Source organism: Sphingomonas rhamnosi (assembly GCF_036663615.1).
GTDB lineage: Bacteria > Pseudomonadota > Alphaproteobacteria > Sphingomonadales > Sphingomonadaceae > Sphingomonas.
In genome coordinates this window covers 134,292-147,782 of record NZ_JAXOJJ010000004.1, presented here as the reverse complement: position 1 = coordinate 147,782, position 13,491 = coordinate 134,292, and the positions used below count along the sequence as shown (strand labels likewise).

12 protein-coding genes are annotated in these 13,491 nt (G+C 64.7%); 6 read left to right on the top strand and 6 right to left on the bottom strand.

Going from position 1 to position 13,491, the window contains the following annotated elements:
* Position 1 precedes the first annotated feature (1 nt).
* Positions 2–565, bottom strand: a complete 564-nt coding sequence (locus U1701_RS10270) for a type 1 glutamine amidotransferase domain-containing protein (protein ID WP_332782472.1) — start codon at positions 563–565, stop codon at positions 2–4.
* A 106-nt stretch (positions 566–671) separates the two neighbouring features.
* Between U1701_RS10270 and U1701_RS10265 the strand changes: the two genes are divergently transcribed.
* Both U1701_RS10265 and U1701_RS10260 read left to right on the top strand, forming a co-directional pair.
* Positions 672–1,709 (top strand): DNA topoisomerase IB, encoded by a 1,038-nt coding sequence (locus U1701_RS10265; RefSeq protein WP_332782471.1) that lies wholly within the window; start codon positions 672–674, stop codon positions 1,707–1,709.
* Between the two features lie 13 nt (positions 1,710–1,722).
* Positions 1,723–2,901 carry a mechanosensitive ion channel family protein gene (locus U1701_RS10260; RefSeq protein WP_332782470.1) on the top strand — a complete coding sequence of 393 codons (1,179 nt, stop codon included), beginning with the start codon at positions 1,723–1,725 and terminating at the stop codon, positions 2,899–2,901.
* A 4-nt stretch (positions 2,902–2,905) separates the two neighbouring features.
* Here U1701_RS10260 and U1701_RS10255 read toward each other — a convergent pair whose 3' ends face one another.
* From U1701_RS10255 to U1701_RS10245, 3 genes are all read right to left on the bottom strand, one after another.
* On the bottom strand, positions 2,906–4,186 hold the full coding sequence (locus tag U1701_RS10255) for an MFS transporter (protein ID WP_332782469.1): 1,281 nt from the start codon (positions 4,184–4,186) through the stop codon (positions 2,906–2,908).
* Positions 4,186–6,306 carry a M3 family metallopeptidase gene (locus U1701_RS10250; RefSeq protein ID WP_332782468.1) on the bottom strand — a complete coding sequence of 707 codons (2,121 nt, stop codon included), beginning with the start codon at positions 6,304–6,306 and terminating at the stop codon, positions 4,186–4,188. Before U1701_RS10250 ends, U1701_RS10255 begins: the two co-directional genes overlap by 1 nt.
* Before the next feature lie 138 nt (positions 6,307–6,444).
* Complete coding sequence (locus U1701_RS10245; RefSeq protein ID WP_332782467.1) at positions 6,445–7,179, bottom strand: Crp/Fnr family transcriptional regulator; 735 nt, start codon at positions 7,177–7,179, stop codon at positions 6,445–6,447.
* 64 nt (positions 7,180–7,243) lie between these two features.
* Between U1701_RS10245 and gntA the strand changes: the two genes are divergently transcribed.
* The 3 genes from gntA to U1701_RS10230 are packed head-to-tail and all read left to right on the top strand — an operon-like array spanning position 7,244 to position 9,418.
* On the top strand, positions 7,244–7,984 hold the full coding sequence (gntA, locus tag U1701_RS10240; protein ID WP_443026031.1) for a guanitoxin biosynthesis heme-dependent pre-guanitoxin N-hydroxylase GntA: 741 nt from the start codon (positions 7,244–7,246) through the stop codon (positions 7,982–7,984).
* Positions 7,977–8,564: a DUF1989 domain-containing protein gene (locus tag U1701_RS10235; protein WP_332782465.1), complete on the top strand. Its 588-nt coding sequence runs from the start codon at positions 7,977–7,979 to the stop codon at positions 8,562–8,564. Before gntA ends, U1701_RS10235 begins: the two co-directional genes overlap by 8 nt.
* A 20-nt stretch (positions 8,565–8,584) precedes the next feature.
* Positions 8,585–9,418, top strand: a complete 834-nt coding sequence (locus tag U1701_RS10230) for a shikimate 5-dehydrogenase (RefSeq protein ID WP_332782464.1) — start codon at positions 8,585–8,587, stop codon at positions 9,416–9,418.
* Here the strand turns inward: U1701_RS10230 and U1701_RS10225 are convergent.
* Together U1701_RS10225 and U1701_RS10220 are read right to left on the bottom strand one after the other, a co-directional pair.
* Entirely contained in the window at positions 9,415–9,675 is a 261-nt protein-coding gene (locus U1701_RS10225; protein WP_332782463.1) for a hypothetical protein, read from the bottom strand. The genes U1701_RS10230 and U1701_RS10225 overlap by 4 nt on opposite strands.
* A gap of 5 nt (positions 9,676–9,680) precedes the next feature.
* Positions 9,681–10,199: a hypothetical protein gene (locus U1701_RS10220; protein ID WP_332782462.1), complete on the bottom strand. Its 519-nt coding sequence runs from the start codon at positions 10,197–10,199 to the stop codon at positions 9,681–9,683.
* Positions 10,200–10,455: 256 nt separating this feature from the next.
* Here U1701_RS10220 and U1701_RS10215 point away from each other — a divergent pair, with 256 nt between their 5' ends.
* Positions 10,456–13,449 (top strand): TonB-dependent receptor domain-containing protein, encoded by a 2,994-nt coding sequence (locus tag U1701_RS10215; protein WP_332782461.1) that lies wholly within the window; start codon positions 10,456–10,458, stop codon positions 13,447–13,449.
* The last annotated feature ends 42 nt before the right edge of the window (positions 13,450–13,491 follow it).

Sequence of the window (13,491 nt, the reverse complement as noted above, 5' to 3'; positions counted from 1 at the left end):
GTCAGTCCGTCGGCTCGTCCGCAAGCTCTTCCTCGAGCGCGCTGATAATCGCCGCGTTGAACGCAGGGATGTCGTTCGGATTGCGGCTGGTGATCAGGTTGGCGTCGACCACGACCTCTTGGTCGACGACGTCCGCACCGGCATTCTCCAGGTCGGTCCGGATCGACGGATAGCCGGTCATCTGACGCCCATCGATCACGTCGGCCTCGGCGAGCAGCCACGGCGCGTGACAGATGGCGGCGACGATCTTGCCGTCTTCCATGAACTCGGTAATGATCTCGATCGCGCGCTCCTGCTGGCGCATCGTATCGGGGTTCACCACCCCGCCGGGCAGCACCAGCGCGTCGTAATCATCGGTGTCGACCTCGTCGAGCGTCAGATCGGGGGATGCCGTCTCGGCCTTGTTGATGTCGCCCTTCATCCCCTGAATCGGATCGGTCTTGATCGACGCCAACGTCACCTTGGCGCCCGCGGCCTCGAGCGCCTTGCGCGGTTCGAACAGTTCGACGGTCTCGAACCCGTCCGTGGCGAGGAACAGAACGCGTGCCTGTGAAATATCGGCCATGTCGTATCTCCGGTGATTGCTTATCCCCAGAACACGCGGCCGCCCCGCCGCGTTCCGGAACGATGCGTCGCGTCGAACATTTCGAAAGGCCAAAGGAGCGACGCATTTGGCGACACGCATCGTGTATTCCGACGACTCGAAGCCCGGCATCACCCGGAAGAAGGTCCACGACAATTGGGGCTATTGGGATGCCAAGGGCGTCCGCATCACCGATCGCGACGAGATCGACCGGTTGAACGCGATCGGCCTGCCGCCCGCCTATGGCGATGCGTGGTTCTGCCCCAAGCCGAATGGTCATATCCAGGCGGTTGGCTGGGACGAGAAGGGTCGTAAGCAATATCGCTATCATCTGGGCTTTCGGGAAGCGCAGGACGCCGCGAAGTACGAACGCTGCGCCAATTTCGGTCACGCCCTGCCCAAGCTGCGCAAGCGCGTCGAAGCTGACCTCGCCACCCGCACGCTGACCCGCGACCGCGCGGTCGCCGCGGTCGTCCGCCTGCTCGACACCGCGCATATCCGCGTCGGCAATGAAGCCTATGCCGAGGCGAACGAGAGCTTCGGCGCAACCACGCTACGCAAACGGCATGGCGCGGTCAGCGGCGGAACGCTGAAACTGCAGTTCAAGGGGAAGTCCGGCAAGGAGCGCACGCTGAAGGTTGCCGACCGCGCGCTGGCCAGCGTGGTAAAGAAAATGGCCGATCTCGACGAACAGCATCTGTTCGCCTGGCTCGACGACGCCGGAGAGGCGCACCCGGTCACCTCGTCCGACGTCAACGCCTATATCAAGGCCGCGACCGGCGAGGATTTCACCGCCAAGCATTTCCGCACCTGGGCCGCCAGCGTCGCGGCGTTCGAGGCGCTCGCCACCGCCGAGCGCGACCTCAGCCTGAAGACGATGCTCGAACCCGTCGTCGCCAAGCTCGGCAACACCCCGGCGATCGCGCGCAAGAGCTATGTTCATCCCTCGCTCATCGACCTGGTGAAAAAGGGACAGTCCAGTTTTCGCGCGGGGCTCCGCCTGCCCCGCGCCAAACGCTATCTGACGCGCGAGGAATGCGGGTTGATCAAATTCCTCGAGGCCGGGACGCCCGCCGCCCCCGCGCTGGTGGCGGCGATCGCCGCACCGATCGCGAAAGCCGCCTGACGAGAGTTATCGAATGTCCAAAACGCCGACCGTTGCCAAAGCCCCGTTGATCAAACCCGTCGATATCCAGGCGCAGGTCCAGACGTTCTTCGAATCGAGCACGCTCTGGATCCACACCAACTGGGTAAAGATCCTGATCGCGTTCGCGGCTGGCGCGGTGATCGTGATCGCGCTGCACGCCGCGCGCCGGCTGGGCCGCAAGCTGTGCGACGGCGACCGCGCGCGGTTCGGCTGGACCAGCGTTGCGGGTCGCGCAATCGTGCGGACCAACAACTTCTTCATCGTCATGCTCGCGGTCAAACTAGTCGTCGGCTATGCGGGCGCCCCTCAGGAGGTGTCGACGACGGTCAACTTCCTGTGGACCGTCGCGTCGGTGTTCCAGGCGGCGATCTGGGCGCGCGAGATCATCCTCGGCTCGATCGAGCATCGCACCGCCTCCGAACATTATTCGGGCGAAGCGCTGCTGTCGGCGATGGGGCTTATTCGCCTGCTCGTCACGCTCGTGCTGTTCGCGGTCGCGCTGGTCGTCGTGCTCGACAATCTGGGCGTCAACGTCACCGGCCTGGTCGCGGGTCTGGGCGTTGGCGGCATCGCGATCGGGCTGGCCGCGCAGGGCATCTTCGCCGATCTGTTCGCCGCCCTCGCGATCATCTTCGACCGCCCGTTCCGCCGCGGCGACAATATCAGCTACGACACCGCGTCCGGCAGCGTCGAGGGCATCGGCCTGAAATCCACGCGCATCCGCGGCATCGACGGCGAAGAGCGGATCATTTCGAACAAGAACCTCCTCGACAAGGAGATCCTCAACAACACGCAGCGCAACCACCGCCGCGCGAAATTCGTGATCGGCGTCTCCTATTTCACGCCGCCCGAGGTATGCGCACGGATCCCCGACATGCTGCAGGAGATCGTCGAGGCGAACGGCAAGACCTTCATCCGCGCGGGGTTCACCGGGTTCGGCGCCTCCAGCCTAGATTTCGAAGTGCAGTTCGACAGCGACGGCCCCGACTACAAGGCGTTCTACGACGGCCGCACCGCGGTCGGGATCGCCATTCTGCAACGCCTCAACGACGAGAAGATCGAGATCGCCTTCCCCACCCAGACCACGCTGACCGCCGCGCCGGACGGGTCGCTGGTGATGCCCTATCCGGCGGTCCAGGCGGTCAAGACGGTAGCGGAAAGCGACGCCTAAGGGGTCAGTCCTCCGCGATCTTGCTGTGCAGCCGGGTGTCCTTCATCCGCAGATACACGATCAGCGATACGCCGATCATCGCGGTGACGTACCAGTAGAAGCCGCGCTCCATGCCCTCGTTCTTGAGCCACAGCGCGACATATTCGGCGGTGCCGCCGAACATCGTGTTGGCCAGCGCATAGGGCAGCGCGACGCCCAGTGCGCGGATATGCGCGGGGAACAGCTCCGCCTTCACCACCGCGTTGATCGCGGTGTAGCCGGTGACGATGAACAGCGCCGCGACGACCAGCGCGAACGCCAGATACGGGTTGGTCGCGGTCTCTAGCACGGTGAAGATCGGCACGGTGAACAGCACGCCGGCGATGCCGAACCCGACCATGAGTGGCTTGCGTCCGATGCGATCCGACAGTGCGCCCGCGGCCGGCTGGAACGCCGCATACAGCGCCAGCGCGGCGGTCATGATCAGCGTCGCGGATTCGCGGCTGAACCCGCTCGTGTTGACCAGGAACTTCTGCATGTACGTGGTGTAGGCGTAGAATGCGAGCGTACCGCCCGCGGTCAGCAGCAGTACAGTGAACGCCTCGCGCGGATACTTGCTGAACAGCTGCCATCCGCTCGACTTGGGGGCACCGTCCGATTTGACGTTCTGGTAGGATTCGGTCTCCAGCAACCCGCGACGGATGCGGAACACGACGAGCGCAAGCACGCCGCCGATCGCGAACGGAATGCGCCAGCCCCATTCGTCGAGTTGCGCCGTCGATAGCGTCGCCTGCAGCAGCAACAGCACGCCGAGCGCGAGCAGCTGCCCGGCGATGAGCGTGACATACTGGAAGCTGGAGAAGAAGCCGCGTCGCGACTTGCCCGCCATCTCCGACAGATACACCGCGCTGGCGCCATATTCGCCGCCGACGCTGAGCCCCTGGATCAGCCGAGCGAACACCAGCAGCGCGGGTGCCACCCAGCCGATCGTCGCGAACCCCGGCGTGATCGCGATCAGGAAAGAGCCCGCGCACATCAACGTCACCGACAGCGTCAGCCCCGCCTTGCGGCCGCTGCGGTCGGCGTAGATGCCCATCACCCACGCCCCGATCGGCCGCATCAGGAATCCGACCGCGAACACCGCCGCGACGCTCATCAGCTGCGCGGTCGAATTGCCCTTCGGGAAGAACACCGGCGCGAAATACAGCCCGAACGCCGAATAGACGTACCAGTCGAACCATTCGACGAGATTGCCCGCCGAGCCGCCGAGGATCGATTTTAGGCGGGTCTTCTGGTCGCGTTCCATCATTTCGTCCCCCGCGTGGCAAAGCCGCGCTTCTTGAGCAGTGCATTGACGTCCGGATCACGCCCGCGGAACGCGCGATACGCCTCCGCCCGGTCGGTCTCGTTGCCCGTCGACAGCAGAACGCGCGCGAACTTGTCGGCGGTCGCCTTGTCCCACGGGCTGCCGGCTTCCTCGAACGCGGCAAACGTGTCGGCGTCCATCGTCTCGGACCAGAGGTAGCTGTAATAGCCCGCCGAATAGCTGTCCGATGCGAACAGATGCTGGAACTGCGGCACGCGGTGCCGCATCACGAGCTGCCTGGGCATGCCGATTTCGGCGAGCGCCGCGGCCTCGAACTTGTCGGGATCGATCACCCCGTCGGGGACGGTGTGGATCTTCATGTCGACGATCGCCGACGACAGATATTCCGCGGTGGCGAAGCCCTGGTTGAAGGTGCGCGACTTCTCGATCTTGTCGAGCAGGTCCTGCGGCATGGCGGCCTTGGTCTGGTAGTGCCGCGCATATTTGTCGAGCACGTCGCGGGTCAGCAGCCAATGCTCGTTCACCTGGCTCGGATATTCGACGAAGTCGCGTGGTGTGCCGGCTAGGCCGGGATATTCCACATTCTGCAGCATCGCATGGATCGCGTGGCCGAATTCGTGGAACAGCGTCTGCGCGTCGTCGAGGCTGATCAGGATCGGTTCGCCGGGCGCGCCCTTGGCGAAATTGTTGTTGTTGGAAGACAGCACTAGCTGCGCCGGGGCGAGTCCACGCTGGCCGCGATAGGTGTTCGCCCAAGCGCCCGAACGCTTGCCGGTTCGCGCGAAATCGTCGCGGTAGAACAGGCCGACATCCTTGCCGTTGCGGTCGGTGACGCTCCACACCCGCATGTTGGGCTCGAACACCGGCACGGTGCCGGTGATCTCCTTGAAGTTCAGCCCGTACAGCCGGTTGGCGGCGTAGAGCGACCCCTGGATGATGTTGCCGAGCTCGAAATACGGCTTCAGCTGCGCCTGATCCAGGTCGTACCGGCTTTTACGCACCTTCTCCTGGTAGAAGCGGTAATCCCACGGTTCGATCGTCAGCGACGTGCCCGCGACCTTCTGCATATCCGCCACCTCTTCGGCGACGCGGCCCTTTGCGGCGGGCCAGACGCGCATCATCAGGTCCATCGCCGCGGCGGGAGTCTTGGCCATCGTGTCCTGCATCCGCCAGTCGGCATGCGTCTTGAACCCGAGCAGATGCGCGCGGTCGGCGCGCAGCTTGACGATCTGCGCGATCGTCGCGTTGGTATCGTTTGCGTCGCCATTGTCGCCGCGATTGACGAACGCGCGCCACACCTTCTCGCGCAGGCCACGGTCGGTCGCATAGGTCAGCACCGGATCGACCGCCGAGCGCGTGTTGACGATCGCCCAGCCCGGCAGCTTGCGCTCGACGGCGGCGGCCTTGGCGACCGCCTTCACGCTGTCGGGAAGGCCGGCGAGCTGCGCCTCGTCGGTGACCGTGATCGCCGTACTCTCATCGGCGAGCAGCTTTTCGCCGAACGTCGAAAACGCGGTCGCAAGCTTTTGGTTATACTGCGAAAGCTGCGCCTTCTGCGCGTCGTCGAGCTTGGCGCCCTGCCGCACATAGCTATCGTAGATCCGCGTCACGAGGCGGATCTGCTGCGCGTTCAGCCCACTGGAATTACGCGTGTCGTAGATCGCCTGGATGCGTGCGAACAGCGGCTTGTCGAAGGTGATCGCGTCCGACGCGGCGGAGAATTTGGGCGACCATTCGCGGTCGAGCGCCTGATACGCCGGCGTGTTCATATTGCCGGTCATCACGCCGAACAACGTCATCACCTGGCCGTAACGCTTGCCCGCCAACTGCATCGGCACGATCGTGTTCGCGAACGTCGGCTTGGCCGGATTGTCGGCGATCGTCCGGTATTCCGCGGCGCGCTCGGCCAGCGTAGTCGCAAAGGCGGGCGGAAACAGCTCGGGCCGCACCTTGTCCCACGGCGGCACCCCGCCATCGGGGCCGGTCCACTCAGCGAGCAGCGGGTTGGCGGCAGGGGCTGGCGCGGTCGCCTTCTGGGCGATGGCTGCGGTCGAGGCGAGCAGCAGCGCGGCGCCGGCGGCGAAATAGAAAGACTTCACATGGAACTCCCGGTCGATGTGCCGGGCACCATAGAGAGAAAGGCGGGCGGTATAACCCCCGATCCGTCTCCCGGCGCTCACCGCCTTACCGCTCCCGCCAACTGGCCGGCCGGCCGGCATCGCGCCCGAACACGAAGATCAGCGCGACTGATCCTTCGGGTTGAGCCGGCTGCCATACAGATAGTCGGGCTCGAACTCGGCGATCCGCTCCAGCGCCTTGCGATCGAGGATCCGCACTTCACTGCCTTTGAACGTCATCGCGCCGCGCTCGCGCAGGCTGCGCAGCACGCGGTTGACGTGGACGCCGGTAATTCCGCACGCTTCGGCAAGATCGGGCTGCGTCATTGCCAGCGAAAACACCCCGTCCTTGGCGAGTCCGACCATCTCGAGCCGGACGTGCAATTCGCAGAACAGATGCGCGAGCCGCCCCTCGGCGCCCAGCCGCCCGAGCCGGAAGATCCATTCGCGGTGCATCGCCGAATCGAGCAACGTGCTGAACCACAGCATCCGCGTGAGATGTGGGAACCGTTCGGTGATCGTCGTCAGCGTGCGATGGTCGAACGTCGCAACCTTCGCCGGACCCAGGGTCGCGACGTCGTGATCGAGCCGCTTCATCGGAAAGCCGTGCAGATCGACGAAATCGCCGGGCACGTGCACCGCGACGAGCTGTCGCTGCCCCTCGCGGTCGTCCATGTAGCGGCAGATATACCCTTCGAGCAGCAGCGTGCTGCTGTCGACCGGGTCGCCCGCACGCACCAGCTGGTGCCGCGCCGGCAGCGACCGGACCCCTGCGACACTGTCTTCGATCACGCGGATCTCGTCGTCGCTCAATTCGTCGCGACCGCGACCGAGCAGAAATTTTCCGGTTAGCATCGCGCCCCCTTTTTCCCGGTGTTCGGCACCCGCACAACCGCAGGATTCGTACTTACATAGGTCAATGCATGTCGTCGCATGTGAAACATTAGCCCCGCCCGAGTGTTCCTCGGCGACCATGTATCGACCGATATTTCAGAATGATCACCCGTTGGCCCAGGCGTTTATCGCGACTGTCGAGGCCCCGCAATTCCCGTGTGTCGGCGCCAAATCGGCCCTTGGACGCGGGCAGATGGACATCATCGTCGCGCGCGACGTGCGGTCGGCCTGGGACGACATGCGTATCCTGCCGGCGCTCGGCGAGACGGTGCGCAAATATCATGACGACCGCGCGATCTTTCGTACGCTCGTCGTGTTGTTCGAGGCGCCTGCGCTGCTGACCGAGGAGCAGTTCGAGGCGCATCTGTGGGCGCGCGCGCAGTCGCTGAGCGACAAGGACGAATGGCTGGGGTACCGGCCCGATCCCAGCGTCAGCAGCGACCCCGACGATCCCCATTTCTCGCTGAGCTTCTCGGGCGAGGCCTTCTTCGTGGTTGGGCTGCACCCCAACGCCAGCCGCCCCGCGCGGCGGTTCGAATCGCCGGCGATGGTGTTCAATCTGCACGATCAGTTCGAGGTGCTGCGCACCCAGCAGCGTTATGACAAGCTGCGCTCGTCGATCCTGGCGCGCGATCTGGTCTATGCGGGCAGCGAGAATCCGATGCTGGCGCGACACGGGGAGTCCAGTGAAGCACGCCAGTATAGCGGCCGCGTCGTCGACGAATCGTGGAAATGTCCGTTCAAGCGAGGTGAAGCGCATGGGTGACGTGCAGACGATCCCGCCGCAGTCGGGCGCAGGCTTTACGCTCGACCGAGGGCAGACTCTGACGGTGATCGATCCCGAGGGTCGGCAGGTCGCCGATCTGCTTGCGTTCAACCGCGCCGACATCCGCGAGGTGCTATCGTCGGGACGGACGCTCGATTACGCTAGCCGGCTATATCTGACGACCGGCGATCCGCTCTATTCGAACCGCAGCAACGTGATGTTGAACATCGTGTCCGACGATGTCGGCCGGCACGATTTCCTGCTGACGCCGTGTTCGAAGGAGACGTTCGCGATCATCTATGGCGACACCGATCCGCACCGTGGCTGCTTCGGCAACCTTGCCGAAGCGCTCGACCCCTGGGGTGTCGAGCCCGACATGATCCCGATCGCGTTCAACTGTTTCATGAACGTCCCGATCGACGGCACGACGGGCACCTTCACGGTCGAACCGCCGCTCAGCCAGGCGGGCGACACGATCGTGTTCCGCGCCGAGATGGACCTCGTCATCGGGTTGACCGCATGTTCGGCGTTGCAGTCCAACGGCGGCGCGTTCAAGCCGATCCAGTACCGGATCGACTGACACCGTAGCAAGGACCCCACATGACCGACAGCGCGACGCCCCCGAAGCCGCTGATCGGTCGTGATACGCAACTCTGCATGTCGCTCTCGGCGCGGCCCGGCAATTTCGGGACGCGCTTCCATAACCGCCTCTACGCGCTGACTGGACTCGATTACGTCTACAAGGCGTTTTCGACTGCGGATTTGGCAGGCGCAGTGGGCGGCATCCGCGCGCTCGGGATCCGTGGATGCGCGATCTCGATGCCGTTCAAGGAAGCGGTGATCGCACTGCTCGACGGGCTCGCGCCGTCGGCGGCGGTGATCGACAGCGTCAACACGATCGTTAACGACGATGGCGTGCTGACCGGCCACAACACCGATTATGCCGCGGTGGTCACGTTGCTCGCCGGAATCGACCCCGCGACGCGGTTCGTGCTGCGCGGTTCGGGGGGCATGGCGAAGGCTGTGGCCGCGGCGTTGCGCGATTCCGGGTTTTGCGATGGCCGCATTGTCTCACGCAACGAGCCGGCGGCGCGTAATCTCGCCGAGCAATACGGCTTCGGCTGGAGCGTGGCGGTCGATCCGGGCGCGGCGCTGCTGATCAACGCGACCCCGATTGGCATGACCGGGCCGGACGAAGGGACACTAGCGTTTCCGGTCGAAACGATCGCGGCGGCCAGCACCGCGTTTGACGTCGTGCAATATCCGCCCGAGACCCCGTTCCTACGCGCTGCCGCAGCGTCCGGTAAACGCACGATCACCGGCACCGAGGTCGCGACGTTGCAGGCGCTGGACCAGTTCACGCTGTATACGGGCGTGACCCCGACGGCCGATCAAGTCGCCGACGCCGCGGCGTTTGCACGCGCCAACAGCTAGGCGTCGGTCTCGACGAGTTCGACGATCTCGAACGCGTGGCGGGTCCAGCCCCGCATGCGCGCCGCATCGGTGGTGGCGGTCCGCTTGCGCTTGGCCTCGGCCAGTGATCGCGTATGGCCCCAGAACACTTCGGTCTTGCCGTTCGCGAGCACCGCGACGATCCGCCAGTAGTGCGTGAACGCATCGGCGGTCGGGCCGATCGTCTTGACGTAACCGTCGGGCAGGGTCGCGGTCAAAAACCGGCGTTTGCGCGCCACCCGCGCTAGCGCAGACGCCGCACGCGCGGCGATCGCCGGCCGGGCGCGGTCGCGACATAGCTGCCGAGCGCGCCGGCCTTGATCGTCACGGTGTCGCCGCGGCGCGGTGGCAGCATGACCTGATCGGTCGTTTCCCAGACGCTGTTGTCGTCGAGTTCGAACCGCATCAGCCCGCCGGGCAGCGACACGCTACTCCGCATGACCGCGGTCAACTGCTTGAGCGCCTGCTCGTCGTCGCCCCCGCCGAACAGCTTGATCGACGGCAGCGAGAATCCGAACAGCGATCGTTTCGCGCGCTGCACTTCGGCGCGGTCGAGAACGACGAAGTCCTTCGCGCGCTGCCCGCTGACGACGGCCTTGGCGGTGCGGTCGAAACACGCAAGTCGTTCGGCATCCTGCGCAATGTCGACGCACCGCGCCAAGTCGTCGAGCGCCTTTGACGGGGTCGCCGCCTCGCGCTCCCGTGCCGCAACCGGCGTCGCCGCCATCGTTGCAACCGAAACTGCCAATACTGCGCGTCGCATGCGATCCCCCGATGTTTTCCGCAGGGTAGCGTGATGATCCTGCACAGGCAACGACAGCAACACTTCCTTATTCGGCGACAGTAATGCTTCCCTTTTGTGACGAACAGGACACAGAGTCTGCACAAACGTAACCGAATATCGCACGCATGATTGCGAGTTGTTGCGAACATATCCTAGTCATGGCGCCAAGGTGGTCGGAAAAACGGAGCAAAGTCTCTGCCGAACCACCGTAAGACAATTGAAAAAGGGGTTTATGATGCAGATGACCGTCCGTTCGCGCCTGCTCGCGTCGACGTTGTTCGCGGGGGCGGCCGTGTTCGCTGCGCCTGCCACCGCGCAGATCACGCCCGCCACGCAGGAAACCCAGCAGGTTTCGCAGGATCCCAACACGCCCCCGCCGGCCCAAGAGGGCCAGGACATCGTCGTCACGGGCACGTTGATCAGCAACCCCAACCTCGTCTCGTCAAGCCCGGTCAACGTGGTCTCCGAGAACGAACTGACGCTGCGCAACATCAACAACGTCGAACAGGTGATCCGCGAACTGCCGGGCGCGGTCGCGGGCCTCGGCTCGGCCACCAACAACGGCAATGGCGGCTTTGCGACGATCAACCTTCGCAACCTGGAATCGAAGCGCAACCTGGTGCTGCTCGATGGTGACCGGATCGTCCCCGCGCAGCAGAACGGCACGGTCGATCTCAACAACATCCCGGTCGCGCTGCTGCAGCGCGTCGACATCCTGACCGGCGGCGCGTCGACCACCTATGGCGCCGACGCAGTGTCGGGCGTCGCGAACTTCATCACCAAGAAGAACTTCGCCGGCATGGAGGCATCGGCCAGCCAGCAGGTCACCGAGGACGGCGATTCGAACTATTTTCGCGCGGACCTGACGATCGGTGCGAACTTCGACGATGGTCGCGGCAACGCCGTGCTGAGCCTGGGCTACCAGGAAGCGGATCCGCTGTACCAGGGCGACCGCGACGTCTCGGTCTTCGGGATCGGCTCGGGCAACGGTGTGGCGTCGGGCTCGTCCTTCACCAGCGTGCCGACGACGATCTCGTTCTCCAGCGGTGATCTTCAGATCAATCCCGCGGGCACCGCGCTGGTGCCGCAATATCAGGGCTTCAACTTCAACCCGTACAATATCTTCCAGACGCCGTTCAAGCGCTACAACATCTTCGCGCAGGCGAACTACGAGATCAACGACAACCTGGAAGTCTATACGCGCGGGCTGTTCTCGAAGAACACCGTCAGCACGATCATCGCGCCGTCGGGCGTGTTCGGCGAACAGCTGACGGTTCCGGGCAACAACCCGTATCTGCCCGCAGGCATCCGTGATCAGCTTTGCACGCTCAACGGCATCGCACTGGGAGCGGCGTGCAACACCAATCCCGCGATCCTGTTGCCCGCGGTCTATCGCCGTTCGGTCGAACTCGGACCGCGCGTGTCCGACTATACGACCCAGGTCTTCGATTATAAGGCCGGCCTGCGCCTGCGCTTCTCCGATCACGTCAAGCTTGATGTATCGGGCGCCTATGGCGAGAGCGAACTGACGCAGGTCCAGTCGGGCTATGTGTTGCGCAGCCGTGTCCAGCAGGCACTCAATGCGACCAACACCACGACCTGCAACGTCACGACCAATGGCTGCGTCCCGCTCAACCTGTTCGGCGAAGCCGGGTCGATCACCGCGGCGCAGGCGGCGTTCCTGAACGGCGAGAGCTCGATCCGCATCAAGACCGCGCTGTCGCAGGCTAAGGCCGTTCTCAACGGCGATTTCGGCACGACCTCGCCCTTCGCGGACCAGCCGATCGGCTTCGCGCTGGGCGGCGAGTATCGCAAGTACAGCTATCGCCGCAGTCCCGACGCCTATGCGCTGTCGCCAGGCGAACTGGGCGGCGCCGGTGGCGCGATCCTGCCATTCTCGGGCAGCTTCGACGTCCGCGAGGTGTTCGGCGAGGTCATCGCGCCGCTGGTCACCGGGCGTCCGTTCTTCCATTCGCTGACGCTCGAAGGCGGCTTCCGCTATTCGGACTACAAGGTCCAGGCGGCGAACAATCCGAGCTTCAACGCCTGGACGTACAAGGGCGGTGCGAGCTTCGAGCCGGTCGAGGAAATTAAGTTCCGCGGCGTCTATCAGCGCGCGGTGCGTGCGCCGAACATCGACGAGCTGTTCTCGCCCGTCGTCACCGGCCTCGACAACCTCGCACCAGGGCTCGACCCCTGCGTCGGCGCCCGTCCGGTCGGCAACGTCAACCTGACCGCCGCATGCCGCAACCAGGGTGCACCGGCGGCGGTAATCGGCACGATCCAGGAACCGTCGGCAGGCCAGGTCAACGTGACCGGCGGCGGCAGCGTCAACATCCGTCCGGAAAAGGCCGACACCTATACGCTGGGCGTCGTCATCCAGCCGCGCGGTCTGGTGCCGGGCCTCAGCGTCGCGGTCGATTACTTCAACATCAAGGTGAAGGACGCGATCACCTCGGCACAGCCGAGCGACATCCTCAGCGACTGCTTCGGCTCCAACCCGTCTGCGATCACCGCGGCGCAAGCTGCCTCGGCTGCATGTACCTCGATCCGTCGCGGCACCACGACGGGTCGCCTGAGCGGTTCGAGCGCAACGATCCCCGGCCTGCCGCAGCCGCTGACCAACCGCGGCCGCCTGGCGACCGACGGTATCGACCTGACCGCCAACTACGCCCGCGACTTCGGTGATTTCGGGTTCAACATCGGGTTCCAGGGCACCTGGACCGCGCATCGCTATTTCCAGGCATCGCCGACCGGCTACAACCGCGACTGCGTGGGCTATTACAGCACTAACTGCACCTCGATCCAGCCGGAGTATCAGTGGAACCAGCGTACCAGCCTGTCCTACGGGCCGGCCACGCTGTCGCTGCTGTGGCGTCACCTGGGCGCGGTTCAGTATGAGGGCCAGGCGGACGATTTCGCGGCACGCGGTTTCTCGGCTACCTCGCGGAACCTGTTCAACGGCACGGTGACCGGTCCGTCGCCGCTGGCCGGCGGCCAGTACAACTTCAACAAGATCGAGGCCTACAACTACCTCGACGCGTCGGTGCAGTTCGAAGTCAACGACAACTTCACGCTGACCGGGTCGCTGCGCAACCTGACGGGCAAGAAGGCGCCGTTGGTCGGCTCGTCGGCCGGGTCCACCGCGTACAACAGCGGCAACACCTATCCCGCGACCTACGACGTCCTCGGTCGTCTGTTCAGCGTCTCGGGCAAGCTGCGCTTCTAAGCGCACCTGCCGCGAACGATCGAAGGGGGTGGCCGCCAGGCT